Source organism: Micromonospora sp. NPDC048169 (genome assembly GCF_040652815.1).
Classification (GTDB): Bacteria; Actinomycetota; Actinomycetes; order Mycobacteriales; family Micromonosporaceae; genus Micromonospora.
The window spans coordinates 19,553-38,273 of sequence record NZ_JBEZMS010000033.1 but is presented as its reverse complement, the minus strand read 5'-3'; the positions used below and the strand labels follow the sequence as shown (position 1 = coordinate 38,273).

General features: G+C 73.6%; 17 protein-coding genes. 9 read left to right on the top strand and 8 right to left on the bottom strand.

Features of this window, described 5'->3' with window-relative positions; genetic code table 11:
• Nucleotides 1–59 precede the first annotated feature (59 nt).
• Nucleotides 60–1,973, bottom strand: a complete 1,914-nt coding sequence (gene glmS / locus AB0D28_RS23685; protein WP_357389031.1) for a glutamine--fructose-6-phosphate transaminase (isomerizing) — start codon at nucleotides 1,971–1,973, stop codon at nucleotides 60–62.
• Nucleotides 1,974–2,245: 272 nt separating this feature from the next.
• Between glmS and AB0D28_RS23680 the strand changes: the two genes are divergently transcribed.
• Nucleotides 2,246–3,214: an MmpS family transport accessory protein gene (locus AB0D28_RS23680; RefSeq protein WP_357389029.1), complete on the top strand. Its 969-nt coding sequence runs from the start codon at nucleotides 2,246–2,248 to the stop codon at nucleotides 3,212–3,214.
• Nucleotides 3,215–3,245: 31 nt separating this feature from the next.
• Nucleotides 3,246–4,430 (top strand): pyridoxal phosphate-dependent aminotransferase, encoded by a 1,185-nt coding sequence (locus tag AB0D28_RS23675; RefSeq protein ID WP_357389027.1) that lies wholly within the window; start codon nucleotides 3,246–3,248, stop codon nucleotides 4,428–4,430.
• 42 nt (nucleotides 4,431–4,472) lie between these two features.
• On the opposite strand, the gene glmM is transcribed toward AB0D28_RS23675, so the two are convergent.
• The 6 genes from glmM to AB0D28_RS23645 all read right to left on the bottom strand — a co-directional run bounded on the left by glmM (nucleotide 4,473) and on the right by AB0D28_RS23645 (nucleotide 9,110).
• Nucleotides 4,473–5,828, bottom strand: a complete 1,356-nt coding sequence (gene glmM, locus AB0D28_RS23670) for a phosphoglucosamine mutase (protein WP_357389025.1) — start codon at nucleotides 5,826–5,828, stop codon at nucleotides 4,473–4,475.
• Nucleotides 5,829–5,941: 113 nt separating this feature from the next.
• Nucleotides 5,942–6,406, bottom strand: a complete 465-nt coding sequence (rpsI, locus tag AB0D28_RS23665; RefSeq protein WP_088991922.1) for a 30S ribosomal protein S9 — start codon at nucleotides 6,404–6,406, stop codon at nucleotides 5,942–5,944.
• 20 nt (nucleotides 6,407–6,426) lie between these two features.
• A complete protein-coding gene (rplM, locus tag AB0D28_RS23660; RefSeq protein WP_354870501.1) occupies nucleotides 6,427–6,870 on the bottom strand; it encodes a 50S ribosomal protein L13 in 444 nt (147 codons plus the stop codon).
• Between the two features lie 209 nt (nucleotides 6,871–7,079).
• Nucleotides 7,080–8,447, bottom strand: a complete 1,368-nt coding sequence (locus AB0D28_RS23655; RefSeq protein WP_357389023.1) for a nitrate/nitrite transporter — start codon at nucleotides 8,445–8,447, stop codon at nucleotides 7,080–7,082.
• 122 nt (nucleotides 8,448–8,569) lie between these two features.
• Nucleotides 8,570–8,863: a type II toxin-antitoxin system PemK/MazF family toxin gene (locus AB0D28_RS23650; protein WP_357389021.1), complete on the bottom strand. Its 294-nt coding sequence runs from the start codon at nucleotides 8,861–8,863 to the stop codon at nucleotides 8,570–8,572.
• Nucleotides 8,853–9,110: a DUF6364 family protein gene (locus AB0D28_RS23645; RefSeq protein ID WP_357389019.1), complete on the bottom strand. Its 258-nt coding sequence runs from the start codon at nucleotides 9,108–9,110 to the stop codon at nucleotides 8,853–8,855. The genes AB0D28_RS23650 and AB0D28_RS23645 overlap by 11 nt, the downstream gene beginning before the upstream one ends.
• Nucleotides 9,111–9,288: 178 nt before the next feature.
• On the opposite strand from AB0D28_RS23645, the gene AB0D28_RS23640 reads away from it, so the two are divergent.
• On the top strand, nucleotides 9,289–9,762 hold the full coding sequence (locus AB0D28_RS23640; RefSeq protein WP_357389017.1) for a helix-turn-helix domain-containing protein: 474 nt from the start codon (nucleotides 9,289–9,291) through the stop codon (nucleotides 9,760–9,762).
• 40 nt (nucleotides 9,763–9,802) lie between these two features.
• The gene (locus tag AB0D28_RS23635) at nucleotides 9,803–10,309 is read left to right on the top strand and encodes a PIN domain-containing protein (protein WP_357389015.1); all 507 of its coding nucleotides are present in this window, start codon (nucleotides 9,803–9,805) and stop codon (nucleotides 10,307–10,309) included.
• A 3-nt stretch (nucleotides 10,310–10,312) separates the two neighbouring features.
• Here AB0D28_RS23635 and AB0D28_RS23630 read toward each other — a convergent pair whose 3' ends face one another.
• On the bottom strand, nucleotides 10,313–11,023 hold the full coding sequence (locus tag AB0D28_RS23630) for a class I SAM-dependent methyltransferase (protein ID WP_357389013.1): 711 nt from the start codon (nucleotides 11,021–11,023) through the stop codon (nucleotides 10,313–10,315).
• Nucleotides 11,024–11,169: 146 nt separating this feature from the next.
• Here AB0D28_RS23630 and AB0D28_RS23625 point away from each other — a divergent pair, with 146 nt between their 5' ends.
• From AB0D28_RS23625 to AB0D28_RS23605, 5 genes are read left to right on the top strand one after another with little or no spacing between them, the layout of a single operon-like run.
• Nucleotides 11,170–13,281, top strand: coding sequence for a molybdopterin oxidoreductase family protein (locus AB0D28_RS23625; protein ID WP_357389011.1), 2,112 nt, complete (start codon nucleotides 11,170–11,172; stop codon nucleotides 13,279–13,281).
• A complete protein-coding gene (locus AB0D28_RS23620; protein ID WP_357389009.1) occupies nucleotides 13,278–14,750 on the top strand; it encodes an FAD-dependent oxidoreductase in 1,473 nt (490 codons plus the stop codon). Before AB0D28_RS23625 ends, AB0D28_RS23620 begins: the two co-directional genes overlap by 4 nt.
• Entirely contained in the window at nucleotides 14,747–17,278 is a 2,532-nt protein-coding gene (gene nirB / locus AB0D28_RS23615; protein ID WP_357389007.1) for a nitrite reductase large subunit NirB, read from the top strand. Before AB0D28_RS23620 ends, nirB begins: the two co-directional genes overlap by 4 nt.
• Nucleotides 17,275–17,622, top strand: coding sequence for a nitrite reductase small subunit NirD (gene nirD / locus AB0D28_RS23610; protein WP_013288584.1), 348 nt, complete (start codon nucleotides 17,275–17,277; stop codon nucleotides 17,620–17,622). Before nirB ends, nirD begins: the two co-directional genes overlap by 4 nt.
• Nucleotides 17,622–18,710, top strand: a complete 1,089-nt coding sequence (locus AB0D28_RS23605) for a uroporphyrinogen-III synthase (RefSeq protein ID WP_357389005.1) — start codon at nucleotides 17,622–17,624, stop codon at nucleotides 18,708–18,710. Before nirD ends, AB0D28_RS23605 begins: the two co-directional genes overlap by 1 nt.
• Nucleotides 18,711–18,721 lie beyond the last annotated feature (11 nt).

The window sequence follows — 18,721 nt, the reverse complement described above, 5'->3', positions numbered from 1 at the left end:
GGAAACGGCGCGGTCCCTCCACCCGGTGGACGAGCGGAGGGACCGTGGACGAGCCGGAACTACTCGACGGTGACCGACTTGGCCAGGTTCCGGGGCTGGTCGACGTCGTGCCCGCGGGCGGCGGCGATCTCGGCGGCCAGCACCTGCAACGGCACCGTGGTCACCAGCGGCGCCAGCAGCGTCGGCGTACGCGGCACGTAGATCAGGTGGTCGGCGTACCGGACCACGGCCTGGTCGCCCTCCTCGGCGATCACGATGGTGCGGGCGCCGCGGGCGCGTACCTCCTGGATGTTGGAGACGACCTTGTCGTGCAGCATGCCCCGGCCGACCGGGGAGGGCACGATGCAGATCACCGGGGTGCCCTTGTCGATCAGCGAGATCGGGCCGTGCTTCAGCTCGCCGGCGGCGAAGCCCTCGGCGTGCATGTACGCCAGCTCCTTGAGCTTCAGCGCGCCCTCCAGCGCCACCGGGTAGCCCACGTGCCGGCCGATGAACAACACCGTCGGCTCGGACTTCAGCTCGCGGCCCAGCTCGCGGACCGGCTCGATGCGGTCCAGCAGCTCCCGCAGCTTGCCCGGCATCTCCTGGAGCTGGGCCACCACGGCGCCCACCTCGTCGGCGAACTTGATGCCGCGCACCTGGGCCAGGTGCAGGCCGATCAGGTAGCAGGCGACGACCTGGGTGAGGAACGCCTTGGTGGAGGCGACGGCGATCTCCGGCCCGCCGTGGGTGTAGAGCACGGCGTCGGACTCGCGCGGGATGGTCGAGCCGTTGGTGTTGCAGATCGCCAGCACGCGGGCCTTCTGCTCCTTGGCGTGGCGCAGCGCCATCAGCGTGTCCATGGTCTCGCCGGACTGCGAGATCACCACGATCAGGGTGGACCGGTCCAGCACCGGGTCGCGGTAGCGGAACTCGCTGGCCAGCTCCACCTCGCAGGGGATGCGGGTCCAGTGCTCGATGGCGTACTTGGCGACCAGGCCGGCATGGTAGGAGGTGCCGCAGGCGACGATGAAGATCTTGTCGACGTCGCGCAGGTCCTGCTCGCTGAGGCGGACCTCGTCGAGGGCGATCTCGCCGGTCTCGGTGAGCCGGCCCAGCAGCGTGTCGGCGATGGCCTGCGGCTGCTCCTCGATCTCCTTGAGCATGAACCAGTCGTAGCCGCCCTTCTCGGCGGCCGACGAGTCCCAGTCGATGTGGAAGTCAGTGCCGCTCGCCGGCTGACCGTGGAAGTCGGTGATGTCGATGCTGTCCGGGGTGATCAGGACGATCTGGTCCTGCCCCAGCTCGACCGCGTCCCGGGTGTGCTCGATGAACGCGGCGACGTCGCTTGCCAGGTAGTTCTCGCCGTCGCCCCGGCCGACCACCAGCGGCGAGTTGCGCCGGGCGCCGACCACCGCGCCGGGGATGCCGGCGTCGACGGCGAGCAGCGTGAACGCGCCCTCCAGGCGCCCGCAGACCACGCGCATGGCGGCGGCGAGAAGCTGCGGGCTGTCGGGCTCGCCGGCCGAGCGCAGGTCGGCCAGCGCACGGGCGATCAGGTGCGCGGCGCACTCGGTGTCGGTGTCGCTGGTGAACTCGACGCCCTCGTCCTCCAGCTCGGCGCGGAGCTTCGCGAAGTTCTCGATAATGCCGTTGTGGATCACCGCGACGCGGCCGTCCGGGGAGAGGTGCGGGTGGGCGTTGCGGTCGGTCGGGCCGCCGTGCGTGGCCCAGCGGGTGTGGCCGATGCCGGTGGTGCCGTCGCCGATGCCGATCGGGCTGGCGGCGCAGTCCTCGGGGTTGTCCGCCGCCCGCTCGGAGAGGACCTTCTCCAGGTTGGCGAGCTTGCCGGCCTTCTTCTCGGTCAGCAGCTCGTCCTCGCAGACCACTGCGACACCGGCCGAGTCGTAGCCGCGGTATTCGAGACGCCGCAGTCCGTCGAGCACGATGCCGAGCGCCGGGCGGGCACCGGCGTAACCCACGATTCCACACATGGTCCGCAGCCTAACCGAGTTTCGCTCATCGCGCGTGCTCGGAAGGCCGGTTAACGATCACTGATTTTGAGCGAACCGAACGCCGAGGTGGCCATTGCCGGACAAAGCACCATAGGGGTCGTTCGGACCGCCCGGACCGGTTCGGGACGCGGCACGCGGACCGCCGGCCGGGACCGCGTGGCTGGCCGTCACCGCCTACATTGAGGCCGGGCGCCGTCCCCCGGCCCCGTCGTTCCGCGGTCGTCCGCGCCGTACCCCTGTGAGCTGAGCCCATGTCCGAGACGACCCCCTCCCCCGAACCGGCCCCCGGACCGGCCGACCCGACCGCCGCGCCGGCCACGCCGCAGCCCTCCTCCTGGACGCCACCGGACCCGCTGGCCGCCCCGCAGCCGTGGACGCCACCCGAGCCCTGGTCGCCGTCCCCGGCACCCAGCCCCTGGGCGGCCCCCGGCCCGGAGAGCGCGTCCGGGACCGACCCGGCCACGTCCCCGAGCGGCGCGGGCCGGCCGGTGGGCGGACCGGGGTGGGCGGCTCCGGCCGACCCGGCAGCCCCGCCGGCCCCCGGCGATCCCCAGTCGTCAGGCGTGCCGGGCGGGCCCGGGTGGCCGGCCCAGCCGGGCGTACCCGGCTCGTCGGCGCAGCCGGGCTGGACACCGGGCGCCTACCCGCCCGGCTCCTACCCGCCGGGCCCCTATCCGCCCGCGCCCTACCCGCCGCCGTACGCGCACCCCGGCGGGCTTCCCCGCCGCAGCGCCGGCGGCTGGGTAGCCGGTCTGGTGGTCGGCATCGTCACCGTTCTGGCACTCATCGTGTGCTGCTGCGTCGGGCTGTCCTTCCTCGGCCGGGGGATGGACAGCACGGGAGCCTCCGGCGAGCGGTACGACGGGCCGCTGTACGGCGAGCCCGACGGGCCGCCCGGGTGGGCCGACGAGCCCAGCCGCGCCCCGGCCCGGCCGGCCACCACCCCGTCCGGCGGGCCCGGCAAGTTCACCGTGCTGTACGAGGTGACCGCCACCGACGGCGAGGCCGAGGTGCAGTTCTACGACGCGGACGCGAACTTCCACCAGCCCGGTGCCGTGGACACGCCCTGGCGGCTGAGCTTCACGGCGAACGACCGCGAGCGGGTGCAGATCATCGCCAGCCCGGTCGAGTCCGGCGACGTGACCTGCCGGATCACCGTCAACGGCAAGGTCGTCTCCAAGGACTCGGGCGAGTACGGCGCGACCTGCTTCGGCTGGTGAGCACTCGGCGGCGGGCCGTAGGCTGGCCGCCGTGACGACGACCGATCCCCTGGTGGCCCGGATGCGGCCGTTCGGCACCACCGTCTTCGCCGAGATGTCCGCTCTCGCCGTGCGTACCGGCGCGGTCAACCTCGGGCAGGGCTTCCCGGACACCGACGGCCCGCCGGAGATGCTCGCCGCCGCCGCCGAGGCGCTGCGTACCGGCCACAACCAGTACCCGCCCGGCCCGGGGATCCCCGCGCTGCGCGCCGCCGTCGCCGAGCACCAGCGCCGGTTCTGGGGCCTGGAGTACGACCCGGACGGCGAGATCGTGGTGACCGCCGGGGCGACCGAGGCGATCGCGGCGAGCATCCTCGCGCTCTGCGAGCCGGGCGACGAGGTGGTCTGCTTCGAGCCGTACTACGACTCGTACGCCGCCTCGATCGCGCTCGCCGGCGCGGTCCGCCGCCCGGTGACGCTGCGGCCCGGCCCCGACGGCAGGTACGCGTTCGACCCGGACGAACTGCGGGCCGCGTTCGGGCCGCGTACCCGGCTGGTGCTGCTGAACTCGCCGCACAACCCGACCGGCAAGGTCTTCACCGCCGACGAGCTGGCCACTGTGGCCGAGCTGTGCCGGGAACACGACGTGTACGCGGTCACCGACGAGGTCTACGAACACCTGGTGTTCACCGACGCCGCCGCGCCGCACGTACCGCTGGCCACGCTGCCGGGCATGCGGGAGCGGACGCTGCGCATCTCGTCGGCCGGCAAGACGTTCTCCTGCACCGGCTGGAAGGTCGGCTGGGTCAGCGGGCCCGCGCCGCTGGTGGCAGCCGTACTGCGGGTGAAGCAGTTTCTGACGTTCGTCAACGCCGGGCCGCTGCAACCCGCGGTGGCGGTGGCGCTCGGGCTGCCGGGCGCCTACTTCTCCGGGTTCCGGGACGACATGCAACGCCGCCGGGACCAGCTCGCCGCGGGGCTGGCCGACGCCGGGTTCGGCGTGCTCGCGCCGGAGGGCACCTATTTCGTCACCGCCGACGTCACGCCGCTGCGCGGCCGGGACGGGGTGGAGTTCTGCCGGGCGCTGCCGGAGCGCTGCGGCGTGGTGGCGGTGCCGACGCAGGTGTTCTACGACGACGTGGAGGCCGGCCGCCGGCTGATCCGGTTCGCGTTCTGCAAGCGACCTGAGGTGCTGGCCGAGGCGGTGACCCGCCTGCACCGCCTGCGCACGGACTGAACCACGCCGCCCGCCGAGGGAGCCCTCGGCGGGCGGCGTGGTTCAGGCGACCGGGCTGGCGGTGCGGACCTGCTCGGCGATGCGCTCGGCGACCTCGCGCGCGGTGTCCTCGGTGGCCGCCTCGACCATGACCCGCACCAGCGGCTCGGTGCCGGAGGGGCGCAGCAGCACCCGGCCGGTCTCGCCCAGCTCCGCCTCGGCGCGCTCCACCTCGGCCCGGACGGCGGGCGCGGCGGCACCGACGGTACGGTCGCCGACCGGCACGTTGATCAGCACCTGGGGCAGCTTGGTGACCACCGAGGCCAGCTCGGCCAGCGAGGTGCCGGTGGCGGCCATCCGCGCCATCAGGTGCAGACCGGTCAGCACGCCGTCGCCGGTGGTGGCGTAGGCGGGCAGCACGATGTGGCCGCTCTGCTCGCCGCCGAGCGCCAGGCCGGAGGCGCGCAGCTCCTCCAGCACGTACCGGTCGCCGACCTTCGTCTCGACCAGCCGGATGCCGTGTTCGGACATGGCGAGCCGCAGGCCGAGGTTGCTCATCACGGTGGCGACGAGGGTGTCCTGGGTCAGCTCGCCGGCGTCCCGCATGGCCAGCGCGAGGATCGCCATGACCTGGTCGCCGTCGACCTCGTCCCCGTCGGCGGTGACCGCGACGCAGCGGTCGGCGTCGCCGTCGTGGGCGATGCCGAGGTGGGCGCCGTGCTCGACCACCGCGGCGCGCAGCGCGTCGATGTGGTTGGAGCCGCACCCGTCGTTGATGTTGAGCCCGTCCGGCTCGGCGTGGATGGCGATCACTTCGGCGCCGGCCTCCTGGTAGGCGACCGGGGCGACGTCGGCCGCCGCGCCGTTGGCGCAGTCCACCACGACCTTGATCCCGTCGAGGCGGTGCGGCACGGTGCCGACCAGGTGCTGCACGTAGTGGTCGGCGCCGTCGAGCAGGTCGTTGACCCGGCCCACGCCGGCGCCGATCGGGCGCTTCCAGGCGGTGGTGGCGTTCGCCTTCACCGCCTCCTCGATCCGCATCTCGATCTCGTCGGGCAGCTTGTGGCCGCCGGCGGCGAACAGTTTGATGCCGTTGTCCGGCATCGGGTTGTGCGAGGCGGAGAGCATCACGCCCAGGTCGGCCTTGATCTCGGCGGTGAGGAACGCCACCGCCGGGGTGGGCAGCACGCCGACCCGGACCACGTTGGCGCCGGCGCTGGTGAGCCCGGCGACCACCGCCGCCTCCAGCATCTCGCCGCTGGCCCGGGTGTCCCGGCCGACCACCGCGAGCGGCGGATGGCTCTTGTCGGTCTCGGCCAGCGTGTGGGCCGCGGCGACCGCGACCGCCAGCGCCAACTCCGGGGTGAGATCCGCGTTCGCCCGCCCGCGTACGCCGTCCGTGCCGAACAACCGGCCCATACCCGCCAACCTCCGTGGAACTGCCGATGAGAGGAGAAACGCGGAACGGCCGGTCCGCCTCCCGGGAAGGGGAGGCGAACCGGCCGTCCGTCAGAAGTACAAGACGCTTGTGATCAGCGCTTCGAGTACTGAGGAGCCTTACGGGCCTTCTTGAGGCCGTACTTCTTGCTCTCCTTGACCCGGGCGTCACGGGTCAGGAAGCCGGCCTTCTTCAGGGCCGGGCGGTCGTCGGGCTCGCTGACGATCAGCGCCCGGGCGATGGCGAGCCGCAGCGCGCCGGCCTGGCCGGTGGTGCCGCCGCCACGCAGGTTGGCGATCACGTCGAACGCCTCGGGCTTCTCGGCGGTGACCAGCGGGTCCTTGATGAGCTGCTGGTGCACCTTGCTCGGGAAGTAGGCCTCGAGGTCGCGGCCGTTGCAGGTGATCTTGCCGCTGCCCGGGACGATCCGGACCCGGACGATGGCTTCCTTGCGCCGACCCACGGTCTGGATCGGGCGGTCACCACGGGGCGCGCGCGCGACGGGCGCCGGCGCCTCGGTGGCCTCGGGGGCGACCTCGGTGGCGGTGATGTCGGTCATGCTGCTTCCTTCGCCCGCGCTCACTGCGCGATCTGCTTGATCTCGAACGGCACCGGCTGCTGCGCGGTGTGCGGGTGCTCGGCACCGGCGTAGACCTTCAGCTTCTTGATGAGCTGACGGCCCAGCTTGTTGTGCGGAAGCATGCCCTTCACGGCCAGCTCGATGGCCCGCTCGGGCCGCTTGGTCAGCAGCTCGTCGTAGCCGACCCGCTTCAGGCCACCCGGGTAACCGGAGTGGCGGTAAGCGACCTTGGTCTGGCGCTTGTTGCCGGTCAGCGCGACCTTGCCCGCGTTCACGATGACGACGAAGTCGCCCGTGTCGACGTGCGGCGCGAAAGTCGGCTTGTGCTTGCCACGCAGGAGCGTGGCGGCGTGGGTCGCCAGGCGGCCCAGCACGACATCAGAGGCGTCGATGACGTGCCACTGACGCTCGATCTCACCCGGCTTCGGGCTGTACGTACGCACAGGTCTACCTTGTCTCGTCGTCGGTCTGGGGTCGCGCGCCGAGGTGACCGGGAGTTCCCAGCCGGACCAGCGCGCACGAACGACCAAGCGTACCTGATGCGGCACGCCTAAGAATGTCGTACAACAGCAGGCAACGATACCCGGCCGCCCGGCGGCAGGTCAAAACGGGGTCGCGCCGTGCGTGGCCTGCGGGTCCGTCATGGCACAGGTCACACGCCGGCCAGCGTACGCGACCCGGGACGCAGGTAGACCACCCAGGTCACCAGGAAGCAGAGCGCGTACCAGCCGATGAACGCCAGGTAGGCGGCGTCGGCGGTGCCGGAGGTCAGGAACGACTGCCGGAACGCCACGTTCACCAGCACCCCGCCGGAGGCGCCGACCGCACCGGCGATGCCGATCACCGCGCCGGCCAGCCGCCGGGCCCGCCGCTGCGCCGCCTCCGGGTCGCCGGTCAGCTCACCCTCCGCGACGGCCCGGGCCCGGAAGATCGCCGGGATCATCTTGTACGTCGAGCCGTTGCCGATCCCGGAGAACACGAACAGCGCCAGGAACCCGGCCAGGTAGAGCGGGAACGACCGGTCCCGGGCGGCGTACAGCACCAGTCCGGCACCGGCGGCCATCGCCACGAAGTTCCAGAACGTGACGCGGGCCCCGCCCAGCCGGTCGGCGAGCTGGCCGCCCACCGGCCGGATCAGCGAGCCGATCAGCGGCCCGAGGAAGGTCAGCCAGGCCGCGTCCACCGGCGTCGGGAACCGGTCGTGGAACTGGAGCTGGAGCACCTGGCCGAAGGCGAACCCGAAGCCGATGAACGAGCCGAACGTGCCGACGTAGAGCAGCGACATCACCCAGGTGTGCGGCTCGCGGGCCGCCGCGCGCAGCGCGCCCGGCTCGTTGCGCGCCCCCGGCACGTTGTCCAGCCACCGGGCCGCGGCCAGCGCGGCGAGCACGATCAGCGGCAGGTAGACCGCCGGCACGAGCCGGGGGTACGCGGCGCCGGCGGTCGCCAGCACCGCCAGCCCCACCAGTTGCACCGCCGGTACGCCCAGGTTGCCGCCACCGGCGTTGAGCCCCAGCGCCCGGCCCTTGAGCCGCTCCGGGAAGAAGAGGTTGATGTTCGCCATCGACGAGGCGAAGTTGCCGCCGCCGACGCCGGACAGGCAGGCGAGCACCATCAGCGTGGCGTACGACACCCCGGGCTCGATCAGCAGTGCCATCGGCACCGCCGGCACCAGCAGCAGCAGGGCGCTCACGATGGTCCAGTTCCGGCCGCCGAAGCGCGCCACGGCCAGCGTGTACGGCAGCCGCAGCACCGCCCCCAACGCGGCCGGCACGGCGGTGAGCAGGAACTTCCCGGCCGGATCGATGCCGTACCCGGGGCCGAGGAACAGCACCATGACCGACCAGAGGCTCCACACCGAGAAGCCGACGTGCTCGGCGAAGATCGAGACGTACAGGTTGCGCCGCGCCACCCGGGCGCCACCGGCGGCCCAGAACGCCCGGTCCTCCGGCCGCCATTCGGTGAGCCGGCCGGCGTCGGTGGCCGGCGGCGTGGTGGGTGCGGAAACGAGCGTGCTCACGGGCGACTCCTCCTCGTCGACGACGAGGCGACGCTCTCAGCCGCTGATTTCCCCGGCGTGCCCCGCGCGCGTCGGCCCGGCAACGGAGACCGCACGTCCGCCGGACAGCGCCGGTGAGACGGTCACAGCTCCTGGAGGATCCGCAGCGCCCGGCCGACCCGCTGCATGGTCTCGGTGTCGGCCACGTCCACGCACTCGGCGAACCACTTCTTCATCGGTGAGGAGATCCGGTCGGGCATCACCACGTACGCGCCCATCCGCACGGCGAGCGGCGAGTCGCGCAGCAGCGTCTCCTCGACCACCTCGGCCACGATCACGATGGGCACCGCCGTGGCGTTGTAGACGTCCGAGCTGATCACCAGACCGAAGCGTTCCCGGGCGCCGGAGATGCGCCAGACCTCACCCCTACGCAGCACGCGGGCGCCCGCCGAAGAGGGCGTCGTCGACGAGCGCGGCCTCCTGGGCGTCGGCCAGGGCGGCGGCCTCCAGGTCGAAGCCGGCACGGCCGACCGCGTCGGCGTGCGCGGTGAAGACCTCGCGCAGCGCCTTCTCCCGGGCAGCCTGGTCCATCCAGGCGGAGAGGGAGAGCCCTTCCCGCTTGGCGAACCGGCGCGCCTCCTCGATCGTCTCGTCGGAGAACGACAGGGTCACCTTGGCGGTCATGCCAGGAAGACTACCCAGCGGTATGACCGCCAGTCATCCTCGTGCCCGCCGATCGCTGAATCGGACACCAGCAGGTGAAACAAACGAAGCCAGTTGCGGATATTGCACTTGAGGGCGACGATGGACCAGGTCCGAACGGTTGGGACGACGCAAGCCGCATCTGCCACAGGGAGCCGTCATGAGCCTCAGCACCGGCATGGCCGCCGCGGTCATGCCCACCGAGGGAGTGGAGCGCCAGAAGGCGGCCGCCATGGAGGAGTTCCTCGTGCGGCACCCCCTCGCCGCAGGCGCGGACGCGGGCGCCGCCCGCCTCGTCTCCGCGAACGGTGACGAGGTCGAGGTTCCCGCGCAGATGTTCGACGTTCTCCGTCAGATCTCGGCGATGCTCGCCCGCGGCGACGGCGTCGCGATCAGCGCGGTCTCCCGCGAACTGACGACGACCGAGGCGGCGAAGCTGCTCGGCATGTCCCGCCCCACACTCGTCCGCCTCCTGGAGAACGGGGCGATCGCGTCCCACCGGGTCGGCAGCCACCGGCGTCTCTTCCTCCGCGACGTCCTCGCATTCCGGCAACGGCAGATGGACGAGCGACGGAAGTCGTACGAGGCGCTGATGTGGGAGTCCGACGCGCTGGGTTTCACCGACGACGTGTAGTTCCGGCCCCGGCCAGGAGGCGCTGGGTAGGGTGTCCACTGTGATCCCCAGTGCCTCACTGGTGTTCCTGGATGCGAACGTTCTCTATTCCAGGACCCTTCGCGACTGGATCAGTCTTCTCGCGCTCGAAGGCGACTGCACCGTCTTCGACCTCCGGTACAGCGAGGACGTCCTGGCGGAATGGATGTATCGCCTGCGCCGGAAGCGACCCGAGCATTCCGAACAGGCAATCGGCGGGCAGCGCCGCAGGTTCGTCCAGGCGTTTCCGTACGGCCTCGTCACCGGCTGTTCGCCGCACGACGTCCCGTGCCCACCGGATCCGGACGACCGGCACGTACTGGCCGCCGCCGTCCACGGCCGCGCCGACATCCTGGTGACCGACGACCGGCGCGCCTTTCCGCCGGAATGCGTACGGGAATCGCTGTCGGTCCGCACCGGCGACGAGTTCCTCAACTGGGCGGCCGACCGTTCGATGCCTCTGGTCATGAGGACGTTGGCGCGGCAGATCGACTACTACCGGCGCACCCCGGTTCGCCGAGCGGCTTGAGAATCACCTCGCCGATCCGTCCGGCCGCTGACCGCCGAAGACCGCGAAACGCCACTCCTTGAAGAAGCAGTCCACGTCCGCCAGGCCCGCCTCGGCCAGCCACCGGCACTGGTCTGCCACCGTGGCCGGCCGGTCGTGCCGCATCCGCTCCCGGGCGCCGGCGATCTCCTCGGCGTCGGAGCCCAGCTCGGTGATCCGCGCCGTCCACACCTCGTCGTAGCGGCGGTCCAGCGCCGGGGTCGGCCCGGCCACCTGCTCGGCGTTGACGAACACCCCGCCCGGGACCAGCGCGTCTGCGGCCCGCCGGTACAGCGCCCGCTTGCCCTCGTCGTCGAGGTGGTGGATGGCCAGCGCGGACACCACCGCGTCGTACCGCCCGGCGGGCAGCGGGTCGGCCAGGTCGGCGTGGACCGTGCGATGGGGCACGCCGCGTTCGCCCAGGTGCCCGGCGGCCACGGCGAGCATGCCGGGGGCGCCGTCCACGAGCGTCAGGCGGACGCCGGGGACGGCCGCGGCCAGCAGCAGGGACAGCAGGCCGGTGCCCGCGCCCAGGTCCAGCACCTCGGGGGTACGCCCGGCGGCGAGCGCGACGCGCAGCGGCGGCGCGGCCACCTCGACGGCGGTGCCGTAGAAGGCGTCGAAGCAGGGCACCAGGCGACGTCGAGCCTGGTCGTAGGTGCCGGCCACCGCGTCGAACGCGTCCGTCACGCTCATGATGCCTCCCGAAATATGAGATTGTTGTCCCACATTCTAGGCCTTGCGGGCCGTCCCGTCACGTGCGTGCGGTGTGAAGCGCTCGTGACAGGACCGAAACAGAGCAGACCCGGACCGGAAACCGCCCGACGGCACGCTTTTCCGACATGACAGACGGTGCACGCACGGCGACGCGAACGGAGCAACGCTCCGTCGAGATTGCCACGCACTGCCCGTACTGCGCACTGCAGTGCGGCATGATCCTGCGCGCCACCGGCGACGGCGTCGAGGTAGGCGCCCGTGACTTCCCCACCAACCGCGGCGGCCTGTGCCAGAAGGGCTGGACCGCGGCCGACCTGCTCGACCACCCGGACCGGCTCACCACCCCGCTGCTGCGCGACCGGCCCGGCGGCGAGCTGCGCCCGGCGACCTGGGACGAGGCACTCGACCGCGTCGCCGCCGGGATCCGGGACGTGCAGCACCGCCACGGGCCGGACGCGGTCGCCGTCTTCGGCGGCGGCGGCCTCACAAACGAGAAGGCGTACGCGCTGGGCCGCTTCGCCCGGGTGACACTGCGGACCCGGCACATCGACTACAACGGACGCTGGTGCATGTCGTCGGCCGCCGCGGCCGGCAACCGGGCCTTCGGGGTCGACCGTGGACTGCCGTTCCCGCTCGCCGACCTGGGGCACGCGGACACGCTGCTGCTCGTCGGCGCGAACCCGGCCGAGACCATGCCGCCGCTGATGCGGCACGTCGCCGACCTGCGGGAACGCGGCGGCCGGGTGATCGTGGTCGACCCCCGCGCCACCGCCACGGCCCGGCAGGCCGACCTGCACCTGCAACCCCTGCCCGGCACCGACCTGGCGGTGGCGAACGCGCTGCTGCACATCGCGCTCACCGAGGGCTGGCTGGACCGGGCATACGTGGCGGAGCGGACCGCCGGCTTCGACGAGGTACGGCGGACGGTTGCCGGCTACTGGCCGGCGGAGGTGGAACGGCTCTCCGGCGTGCCGGTGGCCGACCTGTACGCGACAGCCCGTGCGCTGGCCACAGTGGATCGCGCGGTCATTCTCACCGCGCGGGGCGCCGAGCAGCACGCCAAGGGCGTCGACACGGTGACCGCCTTCATCAACCTGGCGCTCGCCCTGGGCCTGCCCGGCCGCCCCGGCTCCGGCTACGGCTGCCTGACCGGGCAGGGCAACGGGCAGGGCGGCCGGGAACATGGGCAGAAGTCCGACCAGCTCCCCGGCTACCGGCGCATCGACGACCCGGCGGCCCGTACGCACGTCGCCGGGGTGTGGGGCGTCGAACCGGACGCGCTACCCGGGCCGGGGGTGCCGGCGTACCAGCTCCTGGACGCGCTCGGCACGCCGTCCGGCGCGCGGGCGCTGCTTGTCTTCGGGTCCAACCCGGTCGTGTCAGCGCCCCGCGCCGCCCGGGTCGAGTCCCGGCTGCGCGCCCTGGACCTGCTGGTGGTGGCGGACTTCGTCCGCTCCGAGACGGCCGAGCTGGCCGACGTGGTGCTGCCGGTCGCCCAGTGGGCCGAGGAAAACGGGACGATGACCAACCTGGAGGGCCGGGTACTGCGCCGCCGGGCGCTGCGCGAACCACCCGCCGGAGTCCGTACCGAGCTGGCGATCCTCGCCGCGCTCGCCGGACGGCTGACCGAGGGCGGTACGCCGCTGCCGACCGACCCCCGCGAGGTCTTCGCGGAGCTGGGCCGGGCCTCGGCCGGCGGGCCGGCCGACTACGCCGGGATCACCTGGGACCGGATCGACGCCGACACCGGCGTCTTCTGGCCCTGCCCGGACCGTGACGGCCCGGACACGCCCCGGCTGTTCGCCCACCGCTTCCCCACCCCTGACGGCCGGGCCCGGTTCCATCCGGTGACCCACCGGCCGGCCGCCGAGCCGGTCTGCGCCGACTACCCGCTGCACTTCACCACCGGCCGGGTGCTGGCTCAGTACCAGTCCGGCGCGCAGACCCGGCGGGTGGCCGCGCTGCGCCGCGCCGCGCCCGGCGGCTTCGTCGAGCTGCACCCGGACCTGGCGGCCCGGATCGGCGTGACCGAGGGGGCGCCGGTACGGGTGGTCTCCCGCCGGGGTGAGCTGCGCGCACCGGCCCGGCTCAGCACGGCGATCCGGCCGGACACCGTCTTCGCGCCGTTCCACTGGCCCGGCGCGCAACGCGCCAACTCGGTCACGAACGACGCGCTCGACCCGGTCTCCGGGATGCCCGAGTTCAAGATCTGCGCGGTCCGGGTGGAGCCGGCATGAACGAGCGCATAGTCGTCGTCGGCTACGGCATGGCCGGCGCCCGGCTCGCCGCCGAGCTGCACGCTCGCGGCGGGGACCGGCGGATCACCGTGCTCGGGGCGGAGCCGCACCGCGCGTACAACCGGATCATGCTCTCCACGCTGCTCGCCGGGCGCATCGGCGAGCCGGACGTGGAGCTTGTCGAAGCCGTCGGGCCGGGCGTCGAGGTCCGCACCGGCGCGGCCGTCACCGCCGTGGACCGGGCCGCCCGCCAGGTGGTCACCGCCGACGGCGACCGGCACGGGTACGACCACCTGGTGCTCGCCACCGGCAGCCGGGCCGTCGTGCCACCGCTGCCGGGCCTCGCCCCGCTGCCCGAGCGGGTCGTCCCGTTCCGCACGCTCGGCGACTGCCGGCGGATCCTCGCCGCCGCCGAGGGCGCGCGGCGCGTGACCGTGCTCGGCGGCGGGCTGCTGGGTCTGGAGGCGGCCCGTGGGCTGGCCGCCCGAGGGCTCGACGTGACTGTGGTCCACCCGGTCGGGCACCTGATGGAACGCCAGCTCGACCCGCCGGCCGGCGCGGTCCTCGCGGGCACGCTCGCCGGCCTGGGCGTCCGGTCCCGGCTCGGGGCGCCGGCGACCGCCGTGAGCGCCGGCACCGACGGCGTCCGCCTGCACCTGGCCGACGCCGAACCGCTCGACGCCGACCTGCTGGTGCTCTGCTGCGGGGTACGCCCCGACGCCGCGCTCGCCGAGGCGGCCGGGCTCGCCGTCGACCGGGGTGTGGTGGTGGACGACCGGATGCGTACCAGCGACAGACACATCTCCGCGATCGGCGACTGCGCCCAGCACGACGGGACGCTGACCGGGCTCGTCGCGCCGGCCTGGGCCCAGGCCCGGGTGGTGGCCGACGTGCTGACCGGCGCCGATCCGCTGGCCCGCTACCGGCCCCGGCCGGCGGTGACCCGGCTCAAGGCGGCCGGCATCGACCTGGCCGCGATGGGCGACGTGGCCGGGCCCGGCGACCCGGGCGGCCCGGTCGAGGAGCTGACCTTCGCCGACCCGGCCCGGGGCACGTACGCCCGGCTGCGCATCCGGGACGAGCGGCTGACCGGCGCGATCCTGCTCGGCGACAACCCGGCGGTCGGCACCGTGGTGCAGCTGTTCGACAGGGGCGCGCCGGTGCCGGCGGACCGGCGTTCGCTGCTGCTCGGCCGGACGTTCGGTGACGCACCGGCCGAGCCGGCCGCGTCGCCGGCGCTGATGCCGGACGCCGCGACCGTGTGCCGGTGCAACGACGTGAGCAAGGGCGCGCTGGTGGCGTGCTGGCGGGCGGGCGCCCGGACGGCGGCGGCGCTGTCCACGGCGACCCGGGCCGCCACCGGCTGCGGCAGTTGCCGGGAGGCGGTGGCCGGCATCGCCGCCTGGCTCGCCGAGGCCGACCCGCTGACGACCGACGAGGAACGCGAGACGGTGGAGGTGGCGTCATGAGCGAGCCGATCAGGGAGCTGGTCGTCGTCGGGAACGGCATGGTGGGGCAGCGCTTCGTCGAGGCGCTGCGGGCCCGGGACACCGACGGGCGGTGGCATGTCACGGTCCTGGCCGAGGAACGGCGTCCGGCGTACGACCGGGTGCGGCTCTCCGCCGTCTTCGACGGGGTGGACGCCGACGAGCTGAACCTGCACACCCCCGACGCCGGTGTGGACCTGCGCCTGGGTGAGCCGGCCACCGGCGTCGACCGGGCGCGGCGGGTGGTGACCACCGCGGCCGGTGAGTACCCGTACGACGCGCTGGTGCTGGCCACCGGCTCGTACGCGTTCGTGCCGCCGGTCGACGGCGCTGATCTGCCCGGCGTCTTCGTCTACCGGACGCTTGACGACCTGGCCGCGATCCGGGAACACGCCCGGGGCCGCCGCACCGGCGCGGTGATCGGCGGCGGGCTGCTCGGGCTGGAGGCGGCGAACGCGCTGCGGCTGCTCGGGCTCGCCACGAGCGTTGTCGAGTTCGCGCCCCGGCTCATGCCGGTGCAGGTGGACGAGGCGGGCGGGGCGATGCTCCGGCGGTACGTGGAGGAGCTGGGCGTCACGCCGTACCTCGGGGTGGCCACCACGGCCCTGCGTTCCGGGCCGGACGGCACGGTGACCGCGCTCGACCTGGCCGACGGCCGCACCGTCGACGCGGACCTGGTGGTGGTGGCCGCCGGGATCCGGCCCCGGGACGAGCTGGCCCGCGCGGCCGGGCTGCCGCTCGGCCCGCGCGGCGGCGTGCTGGTGGACCCGGCCTGCCGGACCGCCGACGAACGGATCTGGGCGGTCGGCGAGTGCGCGGCTGTCGACGGGGTCTGCCACGGCCTGGTCGCGCCCGGATACGCCACCGCCGAGGTGGTCGCGGACCGGCTGCTCGGCGGCGCGGCCACCTTCCCCGGCGCGGACACCGCGACGAAACTCAAGCTGCTCGGCGTGGACGTGGCCTCGTTCGGTGACGCGCACGGCGTCACCCCGGGCTGTCTCGACGTGACGTTCACCGACCCGGCCACCCGGTCGTACGCGAAGCTGGTCCTCTCCGACGACGCGCGGACGCTGCTCGGCGGCGTGCTGGTTGGGGACGCGAGCGCCTACCCGGCGTTGCGCGCCAGTGTGGGCGGGCCGCTGCCCGCTCCCCCGCTGGCGTTGCTGGCGCCGGCCGGCGGCGCGGGCGCCGGTGCGGGCGCGTTGCCCGCCACCGCGCAGGTCTGCTCCTGCAACGCGGTGACCCGCGCCGACCTGGACGCGGCGATCGCCGGCGGGGCGACCGACGTGCCGGCGCTGAAGGCGTGCACCCGGGCCGGTACGAGCTGCGGCTCCTGCGTGCCGATGCTGAAGCAGTTGCTGGACGCCGCCGGGGTGCGCCAGTCCACGGCGTTGTGCGAGCACTTCGACCACAGCCGGCAGGAGCTGTTCGATCTGATCCGGGTACGCGGCATCGGCACGTTCTCCCGGCTCGTCGCCGAGCACGGGCGCGGAAGCGGATGCGACATCTGCAAGCCGGTGGTGGCCTCGATCCTGGCGTCGCTGGGCACCGGGCACGTGCTCGACGGTGAGCGGGCGTCGCTTCAGGACACGAACGACCACTTCCTGGCCAACCTGCAACGCGACGGCAGCTACTCGGTGGTGCCCCGGATACCCGGCGGCGAGATCACCCCGGAGAAGCTGATCGCGATCGGCGAGGTGGCGCGCGACTTCCGGCTGTACACGAAGATCACCGGCGGGCAGCGGATCGACCTGTTCGGCGCGCGGGTCGACCAGCTGCCGCAGATCTGGCGGCGGCTGGTCGACGCGGGCTTCGAGTCGGGCCACGCGTACGGCAAGGCGCTGCGCACGGTCAAGTCGTGCGTGGGCGACACCTGGTGCCGCTACGGGGTGCAGGACTCGGTCGGGCTCGCGGTGGCGCTGGAGCTGCGCTACCGAGGGCTGCGCGCGCCGCACAAGCTCAAGTCGGCGGTCTCGGGCTGCGCCCGGGAGTGCGCCGAGGCCCGGAGCAAGGACTTCGGGATCATCGCCACCGAGACCGGCTGGAACCTGTACGTCGGCGGCAACGGCGGTTTCCGGCCCCGGCACGCCGACCTGTTCGCCACCGACCTGAGCACAGCCGAGCTGGTCACCCTGATCGACAGGTTCCTCATGTACTACATCCGCACCGCCGACCGGTTGCAGCGCACCGCCGCCTGGATCGAGGCGATGGACGGCGGCCTGGACCACCTCCGGTCGGTGATCGTGGACGACTCGCTCGGCCTCTGCGCCGACCTCGACGCGGCGATGGCCCGGCACGTCACGAGCTACTCCGACGAGTGGCGCGACGTCCTGGAGGACCCGGACCGGCTGCGCCGCTTCACCTCCTTCGTCAACGCGCCAGACGTGCCCGACCCGTCCATCACGTTCACCCAGGAGCGGGGCCAGCCGGTGCCGGCCCGGGGCGCGCCCCCGGACGGCGGACACCGCCGCCAGCCCGTCGTTCTGGGCCTGCCGGAGGTACGCCGATGAGCCCCGTCGTCACGCTGGACTGGACACCGGTCTGCCCGCTGGACCGGCTCGACCCCGACCGGGGTGTGGCCGCGCTCGTCGACGGCGTCCAGGTGGCCGTCTTCCGCACCGCCAACGGGCTGTACGCGGTGGACAACCTCGACCCGGTCGGCGGCGCGTACGTCATGTCCCGGGGGCTGGTCGGCAGCCGGGGCGGGGTGCCCACGCTCGCCTCGCCGCTGCACAAGCAGGTCTACGACCTCACCACGGGGCGGTGCCTGGACCTTCCGGGAGTGACGCTGCGCCGGCATCCGGTGCGCTGCCGGGACGGCCTGGTCGAGGTGCGGTTACGGCAGGAGGAATGATGCGGGACGAGCTGGCCGGCTTCACCATCGGGGTCACCGCCGACCGGCGGCGCGACGAACTCGCCGCGCTGTTCCAGCGGCGTGGGGCGCGGGTGGTGCTCGCCCCGGCGCTGCGGATCGTCCCGCTGGCCGACGACAGCGACCTGCGTGAGGCCACCCGGGCCTGCCTGGAACACCCGCCGGACGTGCTGATGGCGAACACCGGCATCGGCATGCGCGGCTGGCTGGAGGCGGCCGAGGGCTGGGGGCTGGCCGAGCCGCTGCGCACCACGCTCGCCGGGGCGTACGTGGTGTCCCGGGGTCCGAAGGCGACCGGGGCGATCCGCGCCGCCGGGCTGCGCGAGCACTGGTCCCCGGAGTCGGAGAGCTGCGACGAGGTGATCGAGCATCTGGTCCGGCGCGGTGTGGCCGGCCAGGTCGTGGCGATGCAACTGCACGGCGAGCGGCAGCCCGAGTGCGCCGACGCGCTGGTGGCGGCCGGGGCCACGGTGATCGAGGTGCCGGTCTACCGGTGGGCGCCGCCGGCCGACCCGGCGCCGCTGCACCGGCTCATCGACCTGGTGGCCGGGCGGCTCGTCGACGCGGTCACGTTCACCTCGGCCCCGGCGGCCGAGGCGCTGCTGCGGGCGGCCGGGGACCGTACCGAGACGGTGCTGGAGGCGCTGCGCGGCGACGTGCTGGCCGGATGCGTCGGCACTGTCACCGCCGAGCCGCTGGTACGGCGCGGCGTGCCGGTGAGCGCGCCCAGCCGGGCCCGGCTGGGCGCGCTCGTGCGCACCATCGTCGAGGAACTGCCCCGGCGTACCGTCTCGGTGAAGGCGGCCGGGCACGTGCTGACGCTGCGCGGGCACGCCGCTGTGGTGGACGGGGAACTGCGCCAGCTGGCGCCGGCCCCGATGGCGGTGCTGCGGGCGCTCGCCGCCTCGCCCGGGAAGGTGCTCTCCCGCACCGCGCTGCTGCGTACGCTGCCGCGCGGCGCCGACGAGCACGCCGTGGAGATGGCTGTCGCCCGCCTGCGGGCCGGCCTGAAGGCGCCCCGCGTGGTGCAGACGGTGGTCAAGCGGGGCTACCGCCTGCGGGTCGACTGACCCGCAGGCGG